General features: G+C 60.0%; 22 protein-coding genes. 2 read left to right on the forward strand and 20 right to left on the reverse strand.

Annotated elements, in window-relative coordinates:
* A partial coding sequence (locus VFQ24_05360; GenBank protein ID HET9177769.1) for an ACT domain-containing protein occupies positions 1 to 477 on the forward strand: 477 nt, incomplete at its 5' end.
* A gap of 112 nt (positions 478 to 589) precedes the next feature.
* On the opposite strand, the gene rpmB is transcribed toward VFQ24_05360, so the two are convergent.
* Entirely contained in the window at positions 590 to 781 is a 192-nt protein-coding gene (gene rpmB / locus VFQ24_05365) for a 50S ribosomal protein L28 (GenBank protein HET9177770.1), read from the reverse strand.
* Between the two features lie 208 nt (positions 782 to 989).
* Here rpmB and VFQ24_05370 point away from each other — a divergent pair, with 208 nt between their 5' ends.
* The gene (locus VFQ24_05370; protein HET9177771.1) at positions 990 to 1964 is read left to right on the forward strand and encodes a peptidylprolyl isomerase; all 975 of its coding nucleotides are present in this window, start codon (positions 990 to 992) and stop codon (positions 1962 to 1964) included.
* A gap of 19 nt (positions 1965 to 1983) precedes the next feature.
* Here VFQ24_05370 and VFQ24_05375 read toward each other — a convergent pair whose 3' ends face one another.
* From VFQ24_05375 to obgE, 19 genes are all read right to left on the reverse strand, one after another.
* Positions 1984 to 2529, reverse strand: coding sequence for a biotin/lipoyl-containing protein (locus tag VFQ24_05375; protein HET9177772.1), 546 nt, complete (start codon positions 2527 to 2529; stop codon positions 1984 to 1986).
* A gap of 20 nt (positions 2530 to 2549) precedes the next feature.
* Positions 2550 to 4067, reverse strand: coding sequence for an acetyl-CoA carboxylase biotin carboxylase subunit (gene accC / locus VFQ24_05380; GenBank protein HET9177773.1), 1518 nt, complete (start codon positions 4065 to 4067; stop codon positions 2550 to 2552).
* Positions 4068 to 4234: 167 nt separating this feature from the next.
* Complete coding sequence (locus tag VFQ24_05385) at positions 4235 to 4423, reverse strand: type II toxin-antitoxin system HicA family toxin (protein ID HET9177774.1); 189 nt, start codon at positions 4421 to 4423, stop codon at positions 4235 to 4237.
* A 6-nt stretch (positions 4424 to 4429) separates the two neighbouring features.
* On the reverse strand, positions 4430 to 4648 hold the full coding sequence (locus tag VFQ24_05390; GenBank protein HET9177775.1) for a type II toxin-antitoxin system HicB family antitoxin: 219 nt from the start codon (positions 4646 to 4648) through the stop codon (positions 4430 to 4432).
* 43 nt (positions 4649 to 4691) lie between these two features.
* The gene (locus VFQ24_05395) at positions 4692 to 6242 is read right to left on the reverse strand and encodes a carboxyl transferase domain-containing protein (GenBank protein ID HET9177776.1); all 1551 of its coding nucleotides are present in this window, start codon (positions 6240 to 6242) and stop codon (positions 4692 to 4694) included.
* 144 nt (positions 6243 to 6386) lie between these two features.
* Positions 6387 to 6944 (reverse strand): hypothetical protein, encoded by a 558-nt coding sequence (locus VFQ24_05400; protein ID HET9177777.1) that lies wholly within the window; start codon positions 6942 to 6944, stop codon positions 6387 to 6389.
* On the reverse strand, positions 6941 to 7966 hold the full coding sequence (locus VFQ24_05405) for a hypothetical protein (protein HET9177778.1): 1026 nt from the start codon (positions 7964 to 7966) through the stop codon (positions 6941 to 6943). The genes VFQ24_05400 and VFQ24_05405 overlap by 4 nt, the downstream gene beginning before the upstream one ends.
* A 146-nt stretch (positions 7967 to 8112) precedes the next feature.
* Complete coding sequence (hslU, locus tag VFQ24_05410) at positions 8113 to 9513, reverse strand: ATP-dependent protease ATPase subunit HslU (protein HET9177779.1); 1401 nt, start codon at positions 9511 to 9513, stop codon at positions 8113 to 8115.
* A 26-nt stretch (positions 9514 to 9539) separates the two neighbouring features.
* Positions 9540 to 10082, reverse strand: coding sequence for an ATP-dependent protease subunit HslV (hslV, locus tag VFQ24_05415; GenBank protein HET9177780.1), 543 nt, complete (start codon positions 10080 to 10082; stop codon positions 9540 to 9542).
* A gap of 39 nt (positions 10083 to 10121) precedes the next feature.
* Positions 10122 to 10808, reverse strand: coding sequence for a hypothetical protein (locus VFQ24_05420; protein ID HET9177781.1), 687 nt, complete (start codon positions 10806 to 10808; stop codon positions 10122 to 10124).
* 118 nt (positions 10809 to 10926) lie between these two features.
* Positions 10927 to 11694: an SDR family NAD(P)-dependent oxidoreductase gene (locus VFQ24_05425; protein ID HET9177782.1), complete on the reverse strand. Its 768-nt coding sequence runs from the start codon at positions 11692 to 11694 to the stop codon at positions 10927 to 10929.
* Between the two features lie 38 nt (positions 11695 to 11732).
* Positions 11733 to 12518: a lysophospholipid acyltransferase family protein gene (locus VFQ24_05430; protein ID HET9177783.1), complete on the reverse strand. Its 786-nt coding sequence runs from the start codon at positions 12516 to 12518 to the stop codon at positions 11733 to 11735.
* A gap of 6 nt (positions 12519 to 12524) precedes the next feature.
* Positions 12525 to 13934: a folylpolyglutamate synthase/dihydrofolate synthase family protein gene (locus VFQ24_05435; GenBank protein ID HET9177784.1), complete on the reverse strand. Its 1410-nt coding sequence runs from the start codon at positions 13932 to 13934 to the stop codon at positions 12525 to 12527.
* Positions 13907 to 14779 carry an acetyl-CoA carboxylase, carboxyltransferase subunit beta gene (gene accD / locus VFQ24_05440; GenBank protein HET9177785.1) on the reverse strand — a complete coding sequence of 291 codons (873 nt, stop codon included), beginning with the start codon at positions 14777 to 14779 and terminating at the stop codon, positions 13907 to 13909. The genes VFQ24_05435 and accD overlap by 28 nt, the downstream gene beginning before the upstream one ends.
* A 56-nt stretch (positions 14780 to 14835) precedes the next feature.
* Positions 14836 to 15375, reverse strand: a complete 540-nt coding sequence (cobO, locus tag VFQ24_05445) for a cob(I)yrinic acid a,c-diamide adenosyltransferase (protein HET9177786.1) — start codon at positions 15373 to 15375, stop codon at positions 14836 to 14838.
* A gap of 105 nt (positions 15376 to 15480) precedes the next feature.
* A complete protein-coding gene (locus VFQ24_05450) occupies positions 15481 to 15945 on the reverse strand; it encodes a 23S rRNA (pseudouridine(1915)-N(3))-methyltransferase RlmH (GenBank protein ID HET9177787.1) in 465 nt (154 codons plus the stop codon).
* A 45-nt stretch (positions 15946 to 15990) separates the two neighbouring features.
* Positions 15991 to 16344 (reverse strand): ribosome silencing factor, encoded by a 354-nt coding sequence (gene rsfS, locus VFQ24_05455; protein HET9177788.1) that lies wholly within the window; start codon positions 16342 to 16344, stop codon positions 15991 to 15993.
* A complete protein-coding gene (nadD, locus tag VFQ24_05460; protein HET9177789.1) occupies positions 16341 to 17012 on the reverse strand; it encodes a nicotinate-nucleotide adenylyltransferase in 672 nt (223 codons plus the stop codon). The genes rsfS and nadD overlap by 4 nt, the downstream gene beginning before the upstream one ends.
* Positions 17013 to 17068: 56 nt before the next feature.
* On the reverse strand, positions 17069 to 18106 hold the full coding sequence (obgE, locus tag VFQ24_05465) for a GTPase ObgE (GenBank protein HET9177790.1): 1038 nt from the start codon (positions 18104 to 18106) through the stop codon (positions 17069 to 17071).
* Between the last annotated feature and the right edge of the window lie 57 nt (positions 18107 to 18163).

An 18163-nucleotide genomic window follows, 5' to 3' on the forward strand; every position in this document is an offset into this window, starting at 1 on the left:
CGCCCTGTCATCCGTCCCGGCGACGACAAGGATCTGGTGATCCAGGTCAAGGGCATCGACGACCTGATGACCTATCGCGCCAAGTGCTGCAATCCCATCCGTGGCGAGCCGATCGTGGGATATATCACGCTGGGGAAAGGCATTTCGGTCCATTCCAGGACCTGCCCCAACGTCCAAAACCTGATGTACGACGCGGAGCGGCGCATCGAGGTCGAATGGACTGGGCCGAAATATACCTTCTACCCAGTCCGGTTGACCCTGGTAACTACGGACCGCCAGGGGATGCTGGCTGAGATCACGGCCGTGATCAGCAGTGATCGCTCCAATATCCAGGACATTGAAGCCAGAACGGGGGATAACCAGGCTTCCATCGATGTCACCGTGGACATCGTTGACAAGGCGCACCTGGAAAAGATCGTGTCATCGCTACGAAAAATAGAGGGCGTCTACCGGGTTGAGCGCGTTCAAAAGAAATGAGGCGGGCGAGCTCAGGCCGCGCTGCCGGGGCAGAGTTCGGCGGCAGCCCGTTGAAGGACTTGTTGGGGAATTCTGGCAGGATGGATTTGCTGCTCAGGGACCGGAGTGATGTTCAGGCGGCCTTGGTCACCTTGCCGGCGCGAATACACGCCGTACAGACGCGAAGCGTCTTGCGGGCGCCGTTCACAACGGCGTGGACGCGCTGGAGATTGGGGTTCCACCTCCGGCGGGTGACGTTGTGAGCATGGCTCACGTTATTCCCGTAAGAAGGACTTTTGCCGCAAATTTCACATTGACGCGCCATCAAAAACTCCTCAAGAATGGACAATATCTCAAATATGCAAACTGTAATTCTATCAGATGTACACCGTCTTGCCTATCGCCTCCTGACTGCCCTCACTGGCCGCGGCCGCGAGCTTCGGGGCAAACTTGCAGGGCCATCACGCGCACGGGGCCGCCGGTCTCGGGCGTGGTTAGCTTGGCCGCTGGCGTTTACGGGCGCGATGCTATTGATGCCCGCGTGTAAATCCAAAAACGCGGTTTCGGCAGACGTCTGGGCGCAGGTTGACGGACACGACATCTTCCAGTCCCAGGTGGAAAAGATTTACAGAAGCCGCGCCGGCTCGACGGGCGAGGCCGGAGATCCTGAGGAGGCGCTCAGCTACAAGCTCAATATCCTGAACGAGCTTATCAACAATCAGATCCTGGTGGCGCACGCTGCCCGTTCCGGCATCACTGTGTCCGAGTCAGAAATCGACACCAAGATGGCCCAGCTAAAAAGCCCCTACTCGCAGGAGCAGTTTGAGCAGAAGCTGAAAGAACGCGGCATTTCCGAAGACGACCTCCGCGACGAGGTGCGCACCACTCTCACCGTCAATAAGCTGATCAACCGGGACATCAGCGCCCGGGTTTCGGTGAGCGACGCGGATATTTCCACGTTCTACCAGAACAACCGGGCATCGTTCGATGTCCCGGAAACCGAATATCACCTGGCCCAGATCCAGGTGACTCCGGGCTCGAACAGCGACGTGCACAACCTGAAAAACGACGACGCCAAGACGCCCCAGATGGCGGAGCGGAAAATCCAGGCGCTTTACGCCCAGCTTCGTTCGGGGCAGGACTTTGCCGCCGTCGCCCAGAACTATTCCGAGGACCCTGCAACCGCCATGAGCGGCGGCGACATGGGCTTTGTTCCGGAATCGTCGCTTGCAGCCAATCCCGCCCTCGACCAGGTTGTGAAAAGGCTCAAACCGGGCCAGATTTCCGGAATTATCACTTCCGAGGGAGGTTACCACATCATCAAGCTGCTGGGTGTTGAACAGGCCGGACAACATCCCCTGACAGACCCCAAGGTGCAGAGCCAGATCCGCAAGACCCTCCAGAATGAAAAGGAGCAATTGCTCAAGGCGGCTTACATTGAGACTCTGCGCGACGGCGCCAAGGTGAAAAACCTGTTGGCGGAGCAGATTGTGAAAGCAGCGCAGTAGAAAGCTGCCGGGGCGGCCACTATTCCAATCGCAGCAGCTTCGCTCCTGCCTCAATTCCGACGCCTTCCTTGACGTGCAATTCGGCGATGCGGCCGGGGCGCGGCGCCCGCAGTTCATTCTGCATCTTCATGGCTTCAATCACCACGAGCCCCTGGTCCTGGGCGACTTCTTCGCCGCGGCCCACGAGTACCCGAACAATTTTCCCAGGCATTGGCGCGAGCACTTCGAGCGGTCCATCGTGCGCAAGGGCCTGCCCGGCAAAGCGGCGCGTGCGCGGGTCGCGGACTTCAACATGGAAGTCGTACTCGGCGAGGGTGACAACCCATGCCTCAGCCTGGCCCGGGCGGCTGTCCGGCGCAGGCTGGACACGGACTTCATACGATTGACCACCAATCAGAATCGAATAGTGGCCGGGCCGGATTTCGGCCCAGTCGGCCTCGATCGCTTTCCCGTCGATGAGGTACTGCGGCATTTCCTGCCCGGCAGGTCCGCCGGGCCTGCTCTCCACGGTGAGCTTGTGCTGGCTGGTCCGTGAATCTTCCCGCAACTCGATTTCGAAATTCATGAGTAGCTGTCCCGCTGTTTTCAGCGGCCCGGCCAGCGGTCCAATTCCTCGCTGCGGCCTGCGGCTTTCCAAGCAGACGCGCGGCCGTTCGTCCGAGTTTCGCTGCGGAGATGCTGCCGCCTGCTTTTCATTTCAAGCGCCACCGCCAGAATGGCCACGCGCCCTAGTTCCGGGGGCGGGGGAGTCTTGAGCGTGCCCTCCGCCAGCATCCGGTCAATAAAGCCCGTGTCGAGTTGCCCCTCCACGAATTCCGCATGCGCCAGTAGTTGCCGGAAGAATTGCAGGTTCGTCTGGGGGCCGGCCACTTCATATTCGCTCAGTGCTCGCCGCATGCGCGTCACAGCCTGCCCGCGGTCGGTTCCCCACACCACCAGCTTGGCCAGCAGCGGATCGTATTCGAGCGGCACCCGCCAGCCTTCGTAAACACCGCTGTCACTGCGGACGCCCGGCCCGGACGGTATGGCCAGCCGCGTGATGAGCCCGGGAGAAGGGAAGAAGCCCCGTGCGGGATCTTCCGCATAGATGCGGACTTCGATAGCCGCCCCGCGAAGCTGCACGTCTTCCTGCCGCCACTCGAGGGGCTCGCCGGCTGCGATGTGGAACTGTTCCTTCACCAGGTCGATGCCCACAACCAGTTCGGTGACGGGGTGCTCCACCTGGAGGCGCGCATTCATTTCGAGGAAGTAAAAGTTGCGGTCCTGATCGACGAGGAATTCTGCAGTACCGGCGTTGGTGTAGCCGGCCAGCTTGCCGATGCGCACGGCCGTTTCGCCCATGCGGTCCCGCAAGGCGGGATCGAGCAGGGGTGAGGGGCATTCTTCCAACACTTTCTGATGACGTCGCTGCAAGGAACACTCGCGTTCGCCAAGGTAGATCAGGTTGCCATGCGCGTCGCCTAATAACTGAATCTCCACATGGCGCGGGCGTTCGATCCATTTTTCGAGGTAGACCGACGGATCGCCAAAGGCATTCTGCGCTTCCGAGCGAGCATTGCGCCACGCGGACTGGAGTTGCTCCTCCCTTGCCACCTTCCGCAGTCCCTTGCCGCCGCCTCCCGCTGCGGCCTTCAGCATCACTGGGAAGCTGATCTCACGTGCCACGCGAGCCACTTCCTCGAAGGTGTCGAGATTGGCATCCGTGCCGGGAACTACCGGCAATCCGGCGTTCATCACCAGGCGCCGGGCGGCCGTCTTGGATCCCATCAACTCCATGGCCTCGGGCGTGGGGCCGATAAAAACGATGCCGGCATCGCGGCAGGCGCGGGCGAAATCAGGATTTTCGGCCAGAAATCCGTAGCCGGGATGGATGGCCTCAGCGTCCGAGCGCCGGGCGGCATCAATGATGCGGTCAATGCGCAGGTAGCTCTCGACCGCGGGCGCGGGGCCGATTGGGAGTGCTTCGTCCGCGTAGCGCACGTGCAGCGCCTTGCGGTCCACTTCCGAATAAACCGCGACGCTGCGAATGCCCATCTCGCGGCAGGCGCGCATCACCCGCACCGCGATCTCACCACGATTGGCAATGAGGATCTTTTTGAACAAGCGTTCTCGCGTTTGTTGAAGCGGGGGTGCTCCCACCGCCAGGGTTTTCGGCGCATCCACTGAAAACATGATTATACACGTCCGGAGCGGTCGATAAAGCTCTCGTGCTCCCGGGGTTGTGGAATGTCATTCAATCAGTAAACGAGCGAGGGTTGTGGTTCGTAGTTTCATTTGGGGAGACGAACGGACAAATCGCGGCAGATCTTGCGGGCTAGAAAATCATCGACCTCTCGATGCCGGGGAACGGTGGATGTGAAGTTGTTTTTGGGGTTTACATATACAGAGTGTTTTGCGCCTTCCCGAAGCAGCTTGCAGCCTTGGCCAGTAAGGTGGCGCACCAGATCACGGCGTTTCAAGCGCCCCTAGACCTCAACCGTTATGGGTTCGCGGCGGGCGCCTGATAGCGGTGGTTCCGCTCTTAATTCGCGGTTGGCTTCGAGAATGATCTGCAGGGCCTCACGCAGATTTCCCCTGGCTTCAGCAAGAGTTTTCCCTTGTGTGTTAACACCGGGAATCTCTTCGATATAGGCAATGTACCAACGCCCTCTTTTCTTGATGACCGCCGTAAACTCCCGTTCCATAGACCATTACTCCGGATTGAGTATACCAGATCGTAGGCTGACGCTACAGCGGGATGTTGCCGTGTTTTTTGGGAGGCAGGGTGTCGCGCTTGTTTTCGAGCATGTGCAGGGCCTGAATTAATTGCGGACGGGTGTCGCGCGGAGCGATGACGGCGTCCACGTATCCGCGCTCGGCGGCGATGTAAGGATTGGCGAAGCGGTTGCGGTACTCCTCGGCTTTTTCCTTGCGCACCTGCTCCGGGTCTTTGGCGCGCTGCATCTCGCGCCGGTTGACGATGCTGACGGCGCCCTCCGGCCCCATGACAGCGATTTCGGCCGTGGGATACGCGAGATTTACATCCGTGCGGATGTGCTTGGACGACATCACACAATACGCCCCGCCGTAGGCCTTCCGCGTGATCACCGTGAGCTTGGGGACGGTTGCTTCGGCGAAGGCGAACAGGAGCTTTGCGCCGTGACGGATGATGCCGCCGAATTCCTGCTGGGTGCCGGGAAGGAATCCGGGCACGTCCTCGAAAGTAATCAGCGGAATGTTGAAGGCGTCGCAGAAGCGCACGAATCGGGCGCCTTTGACCGAGGCGTCGATGTCGAGGCATCCGGCGAGCACGGCGGGCTGGTTGGCTACGATGCCCACGCAGTAGCCGCCCAGTCGCGCAAATCCTACCACCAGGTTTTGAGCAAACCTCTCGTGGACTTCCAGGAAATAACCTTCATCCACTACGCGGCGGATAATGTCCTTGATGTCGTAGGGGCGGTCGGATTCGGCGGGAACCAGGCTGTCGAGTTCGGGATCGCGGCGGTCAGCGGGATCGTTCGATTCGGCGAAAGGAGGGTCCTCGCGGTTGTTTTGCGGCATGAAGGAGAGCAACTCGCGCACCAGAGCCAGGCATTCGGGATCGTCACGGGTCACGAAATGGGTCACACCGCTGGTGGAGCTGTGAGTGCGCGGCCCGCCGAGGTCTTCTTTGGTGACGTCCTCGTGCATCACGGTGCGGATGACATCGGGGCCGGTGACAAACATGTAGCTGGAATTTTCAACCATCAGGACGAAGTCGGTGATGGCAGGGGAGTAGACCGCTCCGCCCGCGCAGGGGCCCATGACGGCGGAAATCTGCGGCACCACGCCGGAAGCCAGGGTGTTGCGCAGAAAGATGTCAGCGTAACCCGCCAACGAGGCGACGCCTTCCTGGATGCGGGCGCCGCCGGAATCATTAAGGCCAATGAGCGGCGCTCCAACCTTCAGCGCCAGATCCATAATCTTGCAGATCTTGGCTGCGTTGGCTTCACTGAGCGAACCGCCGAAGACGGTGAAGTCTTGGGCAAAGGCGTAAGCAAGGCGCTTGTTGATCTGGCCGTAGCCGGTGACGACGCCATCGCCCGGAATGCGCTGCGCATCCATTCCGAAATCGCGGCAGTTATGCTCGACGAATTCGCCCATCTCCTCGAACGTTCCCTCGTCAAACAGAAGCTCCAGGCGTTCGCGGGCGGAAAGCTTGCCTTCGGCGTGCTGCCGGGCGCGGCGCTGTTCACCGCCACCGGCTTCGGCCTGAGCGCGCCGCCGATGAAGCTCTTCGAGTTTTTGTTTAAGGTTCACATTCTAACCATTGGAATTGCCGGCCCTTACTGATGCTCTCTGTTCGCCACCCTTCGGTTGAGAAACGAACAACCTCCATCGGCCGCGGAGTTCCTGCTGAAGCCTTTTTCGTCCTCGCACACTAACCCGCAAGCGATAGATGCCCTACGGCTCGACGACGGCGACCCCCCTTATTCCTGACCATACCTCGCACGCCGCGATGGAGTTGCTGGGATGCTTTGTTTCATACTTGACGCTGATGCCTTTGGCGATCAGGTGACGAGCTTCAGCGGCAACGGCGGGCATCGCCGAAATGTCCTGCATCACTTCGTAAGTCACGCCCGCCACATCATAGCGATAGACGAGCATCAGCGCCGAGTCATCGCCTGCCGGCTCAACCAGTCCTGTGACTTCTGCAGCAGCGATGCGGCCCGTCCGGCCCAGCCACAATCGGCGAAGCCGCTCGATTTCAGCAGGACTCTTTCTCCGGCGCAGCCTGACATAAGCGAATGCGCCGCAGCCGAACAGAACTACGACCACGGCGACAGCCGTTCCAATCTCAAGTGGCGACCCGAACCTCACTGCCGATTCGACCTCTTTCATCGCTGGAGTTTCCCGAACCAGCGAATACTTCGTCCCGCAATCCGTCGCGAGCGCGTGGCCGCTCCGAATTCCGGCGGAATTATACCATTTTGCGCCGAGTGGCGCGTCGCGTGCGATCACTGTGCGCCGGCCGAAGGCGTCGTGACGCTGGCAGGCTTTGATTTTTCGCTTTCGTTGCCTGCCAGATCGACGGCCGTAACGGCGTACTCGTAAACCTGGCCGGGCGCCACCGAGGCGTCATGGAACACCGGCGTGGGCGCAAGGTCCTTGCTGATGCGCTGGAACGGGCCACTGCCAGCGCTTCGGTAGACGTTGTAGCCGGCAAGGTCGTTGCCGGAGCTCGCGTTCCATAGCAAATCGACTGCCCCCGCGGTGTTCACCGCCGTAAGTCCCGTGGGAACGGGCGGCGGAAAAATGTCGCGCGGGGTGATGCTGACCGGCGCCGAGGGCTGGCTTTCGGCCGTCTCCTTGGCGACGCTGGTAACGGCGCTGACGCTGAAGTAATATTGCCTGCCGAACTGGAAGCTCCTGTCCTCGAATCGACTTGCGGGAGCCTGGCCCAACAACTTGAAAGAGCCGGGCTTGCCGGTGTCGCTCTGATAGACGCGATAGCCGGAAATGTGCGAGGGTGAAGCATCTGTGAGCGTCTCGGCCGGCGTGTCCCAGGTGAGCAGCAGCGCGTCCTGGGTGGGTTTCACCGCCAGGTTCGATACGGGCATAGTGGCATCGAGCAGAGTGGCGTGTGCAACGTTCGAAGGCGCGCTCTTGCGCGGGCGCCCGCGAAAACCGTGCGTCAGCCCGACCACCAAAAATGTGAAAGTGGAGCCGACCTCCTGCCTGACCTCCTGGGGCGAAAGCTCGAATGGGTAGTCGGCCTTGCCGCCGCGCACGTACGCGGGCAGTTGCTTCGCGGTGAGAGAAATCCACGGCTTGCCGCTGAGATCGGGTGTCGCGGACTGAGCGCCGGCGGGAGAGATGTTGCGAAAAACATCAAGCTGGACCGGCTTGCTGAGCAGTTCGCCGTCGGTAGCGAGGGTAGGCAAGGTGAAAGTAATGTGGAGCGTCGCGCCCACCTGAGTCAGGGCAAGGTCCTTGATTTGTTGCGGAATCTCGATGCGCGGAGGTTCTGGCGGCGCCTGCACGCCACAAGCTGCAACGAGAAAGGTCAACGCGGCGGGCAATAAACCGCGCAGAAGCCTGGCCCACCGGCGTGGCGGAAGCGGTCTGATTGTGCAAATTTCATTCGGGGCGGAGCAGCCGCCGAAGTGGGACGTTCGCAATTGAGCGCTCACAGAATATAGCGGCTGAGGTCCTGGTCCTTCACGATTTCGGCGAGCTGCTTTTTGACATAAGCGCCATCGATCCGCACCGTTTTCTTCTTCAGGTCAGGTCCCTCAAATGAAATCTCGTCCAGTAGCTTTTCCATGATGGTGTGCAGGCGCCGCGCGCCGATGTTTTCCGTCTGCTCGTTAACCCTGGCGGCATAATTAGCGATTTCGTCGAGAGCGTCGTCAGTGAAGGAAAGCTTGATTCCCTCGGTTTCAAGCAGCGCCACATACTGCTTGACCAGCGCGCTTTTCGGCTCCTTGAGGATGCGAACAAAATCATCCACGTTGAGCGACTGCAGCTCGACCCGGATGGGAAAGCGGCCCTGGAGCTCTGGGATCAGGTCTGAGGGCTTGCTGACGTGGAAGGCGCCGGCGGCAATAAAGAGTATGTGGTCTGTACGGACCATGCCGTAACGCGTGTTGACGGTGGTGCCCTCCACGATGGGCAGGATGTCGCGCTGCACACCCTCGCGGCTTACATCAGGACCGGCCCCGCGCTCTCGCCCGGCAATCTTGTCAATTTCATCCAGAAAGATAATGCCGGACTGCTCGGCGCGCTCCACTGCGGTGCGCGTTACCTGGTCCATATCGATCAGTTTGTTCTCCTCTTCCTGGACAAGATAATCCATCGCTTCAGAGACGGGCATGCGGCGCTTCTTGCTGCGCTGGCCAAACAGGCCGGGGAGCATGTCCTTGATGTTGATGTCCATCTCCTCAATGCCCTGCGAGGAGACGATTTCGAAGGCAGGGAAACTGCGTTCGCGTGTTTCGATTTCCACCTGGCGCTCGTCGAGCTTGCCTTCCCGGAGCTGGGCCCGAAGCTTTTCGCGCGTGCGCTTGAACTGCTCGAGCGCCGTCCGATAGCCGTCGTCGGGCTGCGTTTTGTCGGCATGGGGTGGCGCGGGCGCCGGCAGCAGAAGGTCCAGCAGGCGTTCTTCGGCGTTGGTCTCGGCTTTTTCCGCCACCTCCTCGATCTTTTCTTCGCGCACCATATCGATGGAAATTTCTACCAGGTCGCGGACCATGGACTCCACGTCGCGGCCGACGTAGCCAACTTCTGTAAACCGCGACGCCTCCACTTTGATGAACGGTGAATTGGCCAGGCGGGCCAGGCGGCGGGCAATTTCCGTTTTGCCCACGCCCGTGGGCCCGATCATGATGATGTTCTTGGGCAGGATTTCTTCCGCCAGCTCGGCCGAAAGCTTCTGCCGCCGCATGCGGTTGCGCAGGGCAATGGCCACGGCGCGCTTGGCCTCCCGCTGTCCGATCACGTGCTTGTCGAGTTCGGTAACAATCTGGCGCGGCGTCAGTTCGTCCAGCATGGTGGCTGTTTCGATGTTCTCAGGTAAATAGAAAACCATTCCAGATTCCTCAAAGGCCGGGAGCGTTATAGCTCCTCGACGCTGCTTTGCTCATTCGTATAAATGCAGGTCTGCCCTGCGATCTGCATCGCTTCCTCGACGATTTCACGGGCGGTCATTTTGGTGTGCTTGGCGAGGGCGCGCGCCGCGGAAATCGCGTAAGGTGCGCCGGAACCAATGGCTACGATGCCATCATCGGGCTCGATGACATCGCCGTTGCCGCTCACCAGATAGGTGGCTTTCTTATCCGCAACCAGCAGCAGGGCTTCCAGGTGGCGCAGCGCGCGATCGGTCCTCCACTCCTTGGCCAGCTCTACGACGGCCCGGCTGAGGTTCCCGTGAAATTCTTCGAGTTTCTGCTCAAACCGTCCGAAAAGTGAGAGCGCGTCTGCGGTACTGCCGGCAAACCCGGCCACCACCTTGTCGTTATACAGGCGGCGGATTTTTCTGGCTTTGTGCTTGATGATGCTCTCGCCCATCGTGACCTGGCCGTCGCCAGCCATCACCAGGCTGCCATTCCGTCGGACGCAAAGGATTGTGGTTGATCTGATGAACCGTTGGCGCGCCAAATGTCCTCCGCCCGTCATTATAGCAGAAGGGGCTGGGTATCACTGGGACGGCTGGAAATAGTTCGCGGGGACACTCACGTTATAGCTGGCACGGTTCCTGTAGGCAGCGCCGATCCGCTCATCGTTCAGGGTCCGGACGATGTTCATGGGCGTCATGATGCCGTCGAAGCGCTGGTAGTCGCTGTAGTCATCGACGTATTCATCCCGGTCCTGAGTACGAGGGTTCTCGAGACTATAGGTGACGCGCAGCGGCAGGTAGTTGTCCTTGCGAAGATACAGCCGGAGCTGGACATTCTGGGCGTCCGTGATGTCGATTACGTAGGCGGGCTGGTTGGCGACGAAATCGACCCCGTGGTCAAGGACCAGCACTCCGTTCTCTTTGATGATGGAGCGCAGAAGATTATCCAGGCTGTAATGGTTGGAGAGTTTCCATTGCCGGACCTGGTCAGGAAGTTGATGAGTGAGGCCGTACTGGTCCAATTCCCAGCCGTCATCACCATTGTTGATCAGGGTCACGGGCTTGCCCTTGCCATAAGTGAAGCGGCGCTTGTCGGGTGGCGCGTAGATGCTTTTGAAAGGCTGGACCCCGGCCATCTCGCCGTTGGAGAAGCCGAACACCCGCCCCGAGGTTGATATGTTCTTAAAGTTCAGGAATGCCGGACCTCCCAGCGCCTGGATCGCCTGGTCGAGCAGTTGCTGGGCCTTGGGACTGATACGCGAAGGCAACGCTGTTGACGGCGCGGCCGCCGGGGCCTGCTGAGAGCGTAATCCTCTGGCGGCGGTTAAAAAAGCGAACGCGCCCAAGCCAGCCAAGGCAAGGGTTCCGAGCACTGCTTTCCTTTTATCATCCACAGAGGACGCTCCCTCCATTGATATTGATGATTTCTCCGGTCAAATAGGTTGACATGTTCGAGGCCAGAAAAAGGATCGGCATGGCGACTTCCTCGGGCCTGCCGAATCGGCGAAGCGGAATCGAGCTAATCGCCTTTCGCTTCTCCGAGGCGTTGCGCAGGACCGGCTCTGCCATGTCCGTAATGACCCAGCCGGGCGCCACAGCGTTCACCAGAATGTTGTGCGGGGCCAGTTCAGTGGAAAGGCTCTTCACCAGGCTGATCAGGCCGCCCTTGGCCGCTGCGTAATGCGTGTGAAAGGCTTCGCCGCGCTGCCCGGCGGTGGAAGAGACCGCAATGATGCGTCCCCGCCTGTGCCGAACCATGTGTGGGACAGCGCACCGGATGACCGCATAAACGCCCTTCAGATTCACGGCGACCATTCTGTCCCAGTCTCGCTCCGTGATCTGGTCGATGCGCTGTGGCTCGGCATTCCAGATGCCGGCGTTCGCCACCAGGATGTCGATCCGCCGGTAGCGGCGGATTACTGAATCGACCAGCTTTCGCACGTCTCCCTGTTTTGAAACGTCGGCGCGGATAGCCGACGCGGAGCCTGGCGTTTTGCTGCACGACTTCTCGATTCCCTGCGCAGCCTTCGTTGCCCGCTGATAGCTGAATACCACGTTACACCCGGCTTCGGCAAAAAGCTTGACGGTCGCCGCACCAATTCCGCGCGAACCTCCCGTCACTACCGCAACCTGGTTTTCAAGGCTGATTGTCATGATCGGTGGTCCTCGCCACGCGAGGCCTCGCATTGGTCCTAAGGTCTCTGTTTCTGGTCCAGCCCCGAAACAATCACGTCCCGCACGTGGTTTGACAGTTCACTCACGTCGTGGACCGAGAGGCCGGCGGTTGAGATGGCTTTGTGAATCACCACCCGCACGCGGCCAGGCCGGATGTGGAGCGAGTCCGGTGCCAGGACTTCGCGCGAACCGTTCACCGTGATGGGAACGATGGGGACGCCGGAAAGGATGGCCAGGTAGAACGTTCCGCTCTTGAAGGGAAGCATTTCACAGGTCCGACTTCGGCTTCCTTCGGGAAAGACCACCACAGGACGGCCTTCCTTGATCCTTTGGGCGGCCTGGTCAAATCCTTTCAACGCCTCGCGTGGGCGGCCGCGGTCAACCGGGATGTGTCCGGAACGGCGCAAGTGCCAGCCGAGAAATGGGACGCTGAAAAGCCCTCGCTTGGCCAGAAAGCGGAACTGTACCGGAAGGCTGACGAACAGGATGGGAATATCCATGGCGCTGGGGTGGTTGGAGCAGAAGATAACCGTTTGGTTGGGGTCAAAGTTCGCAATGCCTTCTATGCTGAGTCGTATTCTGCTGGTCTTGAGAATCAGCCATGACCATGCGCGGGCGCACCCGTGCTGCCAACGGCCGTGGGCGTCAAAGAATGACCCGCAAATGGAGAAAGTTCCGCAAACTGCGGTGTAGAGATAGATCAGGAGATCGGTGAAAAGCAGCGAGCGGGCATAATCCAGAAAATTCCAAATGCGCGCCATGCTGGATGGCTGGCGAATGGGCGTCGGCAGGGTGGGATTCATGTTAGATCAGCAGAGCTCCGAGAACACTTCCGGCTCCGCCATCGCATCGGGCGCGAGTCGCCCTTCCAAAATCGCCTTCTTGACAGCGCCCACCAGAAACAGTGATCCAGCCACCAGCACGACGTCTTCGGGCAGGGAACAGGAGACGGACTGCTCGAGGGCGCGCACCGGATCAGGTTCGACAAAAGTCTGCGGGGGTAAGGCCACTGCCGCCTCGAGGACCGCTTCTGGCGCGGCGGCACGGTCAAGACCGGGCCGCGTGAGATAAACGGCCTGGGCGAGGGGAAAAAGGATGCTGCTGATTTCGCCGATGGCTTTGTCGCGCATGCTGGCGTAGACAAGGCGGAGCGTTCGTCCACTAAGATGCCGTCGAACAAATTCGGCCACTTCGCGCGCCCCGGCGGGATTGTGAGCGCCGTCCAGCAGGATAAGCGGGCGCCGCCGGATGACCTCCAGCCTGCCCGGCCAGGCCGCGGCCCGCAGGCCGTTGCGGATGGCTTCCAGCGGGACCCGGAAACCCGCGCGGGCCAGTTGCCGCGCCGCTGCTGCCGCCGTAACAGCATTTTTCACCTGGAACATCCCGGCCATCTGGAGCGAGACCCTGGGAAGATTGAGGCCATCCATTTTCAGGTCGAATCCATAGCAACCATCCGAATGGAAAACGTTGACCGCGGACACCATGCTCCCGGTTTCGATCAACTCAACTCCCGCGTCCCGGCACTTCTGCCGGATGACCTCGCGCACTTCTGGATGCTCGCACCCCGAGACCACTGGTCTACCCGGCTTGATGACGCCCGCCTTTTCCGTGGCAATGGCGGTGAGCGTGTTTCCCAGGAATTCCTGGTGATCGAGATCGACGTTGGTGACGACGGCGACGGATGCGTCGGTCACGTTAGTAGCGTCAAGGCGGCCGCCCATTCCAACCTCCAGGACAGCAAAATCCACCCCGGCCCGCGCGAAGTGCTGGAAGGCGACGGCGGTCAGGTATTCAAAGAAGCTGGGGCGCTGGGGAAGCACAGCGGCCTCAACCAGCTTTTCCACCGCGTCGTGGACCGTAGTGAAGGCAGCTGCGAATTCGCTATCCGAAATTTCCTGCCCGCTGACGCGAATTCGCTCATTGACGCGAATGAGATGCGGAGAACTGTAGAGGCCCGTGCGATAGCCGGCGCTTTCCAATATGGACGCCAGCATGGCGCAAGTCGACCCTTTGCCGTTGGTTCCCGCAATGATAGCCGTGGGATAGCGGCGCTCCGGGCGCCCCAGGGTTGAGAGGATAGCTCTGATCGCATCGAGATCAAACTTCCTGCCGTGCAGTTCGTGCCCGAGGTCCCAGAGAATCCTGAGGCATTCGTCAAAAGGAATGGCACCCTGAGGTGGAATCGGTTCGATCATTTGAGGGGTGTGGGGGAATTCCATGCTCCCATAAAATCCAATGTCTTTGCCATGTAGACCTTTAACTCGGTTCGAGGGACGATGGCATCGAGCATCCCGTGCTCCAGCAAAAACTCCGCAGTCTGGAAGCCGTCGGGCAGCTTCTGTCGGATGGTCTGCTCGATCACGCGAGGGCCGGCAAACCCGATCAGCGCGCCGGGTTCGGCAATGTTCAGGTCGCCGAGCATCGCGAAGCTTGCTGTGGTGCCGCCGGTGGTGGGATTGGTCAGGACCGATATGTACGGCTTCCGCACCTCGTCAAAGCGGGCCAGCGCGGCGCTGATTTTTGCCAGTTGCATCAGGCTGATGGTGCCCTCCATCATGCGCGCTCCGCCGGAGCACGATACGATCACCAGCGGCAGCTTTTTTTCTATGCACCGGTCAATCGCCCGCGTGATTTTTTCTCCCACCACCGCGCCCATGCTCCCGCCGATAAAGCGGAACTCCATGGCGCAGGCGATGAGCGGCCTGCCCTCCAGCCTGCCCTCTGCCACGCGAACGGCATCTTTGGCGCCCGTCACAATTTCGGCAGCCGTCAGGCGGTCGCGATAGCTTTTCCGGTCCACAAACTGCAAGGGGTCGGGCGAGGTCATGCCCGCGTCGTACTCGACATACTTGCCGTCGTCAAACAGCATGGCCAGACGGGCCTCAGAGGTCATCTTGAAATGGAAATTACACTTGGGACAGCAGAAGAGGTTCTGTTCGATGTCTTTTTTCCAGAGGATGCGCTTGCACGATTCGCATTTGGTCCACAAGCCTTCCGTCTGGGCGCCACCCTTTTTCGAAGGCGTCGTTTCCAAGGGCTTCTTTTCTTTACGAAACCAGGTCATGGATTGTTCGATTCCCCGGGCAGCGGTCGCCGGCTGTTGTTCGGCGGGCGCGAAGTTCAGTACTCGATGCCGCGCTGGGCGAGGATGCCTTTCTGATAAGGGTGCTTTACCTCGCGCATTTCCGTCACCAGGTCAGCGCATTCAACCACGGCAGCATGGGCGTTGCGTCCGGTAAGCACCACATGGACCCTCTCAGGCTTTCGCTTTAGCGTTTCCACAACTTTTGCCGGGTCAAGCATCCTGTAACTGATCGCGTAATTCACTTCATCCAGAATCACCAGGTCGTATTCCCCGCCGCTAATGGCGTGGCTTGCATATTGCCATGCTTCATCCACCATGCGGACATCTTCCGGGTCTGGTTTTTCCACCCCGACTTTGACGAACCCTCGCCCCATGGGCAGAATCTTGATATTGTCTTCACCCAGCATTCTGCAAGTGTCCAGCTCTCCGTAGTGCCAGGAACCTTTGATGAATTGTACCATCAATACCTTCATTCCCTGGCCTATAGCTCGAAAAGCCGTGCCCAGGGCCGCGGTGGTCTTGCCCTTGCCGGGGCCAGTGAAGACGATGATTAATCCCTTTTTGGCTTCAGACAACGCGAGTCCTTTTCCTGATGGTGGAGTAGCGGCGGTCCCGCCGGGGCGGGACCGCCCTGTGGCGGCGTGACGGCGCCCTAACTGGCCGCCCTAACTGACCTCTGCTCAGCGGGCGTAGGGAAAGCCCCGCAGGATGGTGAACGCCCGGTAAATCTGCTCCAGCAACATGGCCCGCGTCCAGTCGTGGGTCAGCGTCATCCGGGAAAGGGACAGCAGGATGTTGGCGTGGCCCCGGAAGGACGGGGAAAATCCATCTGCGTCGCCCACCACAAAAGCTATCTCGCGCGTCCCGTGCACTCCCTGGTCGCCCAGCCACAGGGCAAATTCCTTTGACGTCCACTCGGCGCCCTCCGGGTCCAGAAAAACCCGGGTGCTCCTGGCCGTTTTATCCAGCATGCTTGCTTCGGCAGGTGATTCCCTTTTCGCACTCTGCCTCCTGGACTTTCGCGCTTCGGGCAATTCTTCGATGACGATTTCAGTAAATTTGGCAATCCGACTGGCGTAATCGGCCGCCAGCGCGCGCAGATGCGCGTCCTTTGTTTTGCCTTCCCAGAATACTCGAATGCGCATGGCGCCTGCCTGCTACCGTGCTGTATACTCCAACGGCGATGGCCGCTAATCGGTCGGCCCGCTGGGGACGAGGACGCGCGGAGCGGCCTTCCAGAGCCTTTCAAGATTGTAAAACTCGCGTGCCCGCTCCGAAAATATGTGGACCACGAAATCGAAGTAGTCCATCAGAATCCATTCGGACTGCGTGTAGCCTTCCAGGTGGGCGGGATTAAGGTTCCATTGCTTTTTCAACTCTTCCTGAATGGCGTCAGAAATGGCGCGAGTGTGGCGGGTTGAAGTGCCGCTGCAAATCACAAAATAGTCCGCAAAAGAACAGATTTTGCCAACGTCCAGCACGGTCAGGTTCACCGCCTTACGGTCCTGGGCGGCCCGGATGGCCTCACGCAAGTTCGCCGTCATTTTCCTCCGCGGAGCTTGATGGCTGCCCGGTACAGCCCTTCTTTCAGTATATATTGTTCGACCAGGGGGGGCGCCAGGCCCGAAATGTCCTGACGTTGCTGGACGGCCCGGCGCAGACCGGTGGACGCCAGGGGAACCTCGACGTTCGGTAGAATGTATACGGTGCTATGCCGCAAACGGACTTGTTGCGAACCTCTCCGTGGCCGGGATCCCAGCATCTCGCGCGGCAGGGCCTTTTCAACCTCACTGATTTCAAAGCCCGGCCGTGACACGACAATAAAATCTGTGAAGTCGAGAAGCTGCCGAAATTTCTTCCAGTGGCGAAGGTCGAGCAATGCGTCAAGGCCAATCAGGAAGTAAAGCTTATCGCTGGGCTTCAGCATTCGCTTAACGCGCCGCACGGTGTCAATCGAGTAATGCGGTCCGGGGTGCAAATCGGGACTTTCCAGCGTGGAAGGAACAAAACGCGCATCTTCCGCGCAGGCCAGTGCCACCATGGCAAAGCGGTGATGGTAATCGGTGAGGGAGTTGCAAGTCTTATGGGGCGGGCATCCCGTAGGGACAAACAATATTTTATTCAGATGGAGCCGCCGGGCGGCAGCCTTTGCCGCCTGCATGTGGCCGGAGTGAATCGGGTCGAAGGTTCCACCAAAGATGGCAATTTTCACGCGGTCGTCAGTCCTGCCTGCCGTCGGGCCGAATTCTCACTTCCAAATCACAGACCTCACATTTCAGAGACAGCGTTTTCGGGAAGACCGGGCCGCGGAATCTCCTGGAGTCTGGCCCATGCCGCGCGTTTCAACTCTTCCAGGCCTTCTCCAGTCACGGAGGAAATCTCATACAGAGGACGCTTCTGCCCCCGGCAAAACTCCCTGAGCGCGAACAGGCGATTGCTGTCGCCCGCGGCGTCAATCCGAGACGCTACCATCATCATCGGCTTTCCCGCAACCACCGGGCTGAAGCTTTCCAGCTCTTTGACAATGACGTGATAGTCCTCGACGGGATCGCGGCTTGAAATCTCCGCCACGTCGATCAGGTGGAGCAGCAAGCGGGTCCGCTCCACGTGCTTCAGGAAGCGGTCACCCAGGCCCCGGCCTTCATGCGCGCCGGCGATCAGCCCAGGTATGTCGGCCATCACGAAGGACTCTTCCTCATCCACGCCCACGACGCCTAGGGAAGGTTCGAGAGTCGTAAATGGATAATCAGCGATGCGCGGCCGGGCGGCGCTGAGCCTCGAAATCAGCGTGGACTTGCCGACATTAGGAAAACCCACCAGGCCAACATCTGCCAGAAGCTTCAGTTCCAGCCGCAGATCTCGTTCCTCGCCGGGATTCCCGGGATCAGCCCGTCGGGGCGCCTGGTTCGTCGAAGTGGCAAACCGGGCATTGCCGCGTCCGCCGCGCCCGCCTTTGGCCACCAGGAAGCGCATGCGTTCGGCCTCAAAATCAACCAGCTTGTCGCCGGTAGCGTCGTCATAGATCACAGTTCCCACGGGGACCTCGATCACCAAATCTTCACTGTTTTTGCCGTGCCGGTTTGAACCCTCGCCGTGGCCGGCGCGCCGGGCGCGGAACTCTTTATTGAAGCGGAATTTCAGCAAGGTATTGAGGTGGGCCGTGGATTCCAGGTAGACGCTGCCGCCGTTGCCGCCATCGCCGCCGCTGGGACCGCCGCGCGGCACGTACTTCTCCCTGCGGAAGGCGACACAGCCGTTTCCGCCACCCCCGGCCGCAACATGGATTCGGGCTTCGTCAACAAACATCAGAAAACCTTCTGTGGCTATAAAAACAAGAATACGCCGCACGCGGCTGTCAGACCA

The organism is Terriglobia bacterium, from assembly GCA_035712365.1.
Lineage (GTDB): Bacteria > Acidobacteriota > Terriglobia > UBA7540 > UBA7540 > SCRD01.

What these genes read in the sequence shown, in the direction of transcription:
- VFQ24_05450 (HET9177787.1), bottom strand. Translation starts at nt 15,945, where the DNA reads ATGCGCATTCGAGTATTCTGGGAAGGCAAAACAAAGGACGCGCATCTG.
- rpmB (HET9177770.1), bottom strand. Translation starts at nt 781, where the DNA reads ATGGCGCGTCAATGTGAAATTTGCGGCAAAAGTCCTTCTTACGGGAAT.
- accD (HET9177785.1), bottom strand. Translation starts at nt 14,779, where the DNA reads ATGACCTGGTTTCGTAAAGAAAAGAAGCCCTTGGAAACGACGCCTTCG.
- hslU (HET9177779.1), bottom strand. Translation starts at nt 9,513, where the DNA reads ATGGTTTTCTATTTACCTGAGAACATCGAAACAGCCACCATGCTGGAC.
- VFQ24_05425 (HET9177782.1), bottom strand. Translation starts at nt 11,694, where the DNA reads ATGACAATCAGCCTTGAAAACCAGGTTGCGGTAGTGACGGGAGGTTCG.
- VFQ24_05435 (HET9177784.1), bottom strand. Translation starts at nt 13,934, where the DNA reads ATGGAATTCCCCCACACCCCTCAAATGATCGAACCGATTCCACCTCAG.
- VFQ24_05375 (HET9177772.1), bottom strand. Translation starts at nt 2,529, where the DNA reads ATGAATTTCGAAATCGAGTTGCGGGAAGATTCACGGACCAGCCAGCAC.
- VFQ24_05430 (HET9177783.1), bottom strand. Translation starts at nt 12,518, where the DNA reads ATGAATCCCACCCTGCCGACGCCCATTCGCCAGCCATCCAGCATGGCG.
- VFQ24_05370 (HET9177771.1), top strand. Translation starts at nt 990, where the DNA reads ATGCCCGCGTGTAAATCCAAAAACGCGGTTTCGGCAGACGTCTGGGCG.
- rsfS (HET9177788.1), bottom strand. Translation starts at nt 16,344, where the DNA reads ATGACGGCGAACTTGCGTGAGGCCATCCGGGCCGCCCAGGACCGTAAG.
- VFQ24_05390 (HET9177775.1), bottom strand. Translation starts at nt 4,648, where the DNA reads ATGGAACGGGAGTTTACGGCGGTCATCAAGAAAAGAGGGCGTTGGTAC.
- obgE (HET9177790.1), bottom strand. Translation starts at nt 18,106, where the DNA reads ATGTTTGTTGACGAAGCCCGAATCCATGTTGCGGCCGGGGGTGGCGGA.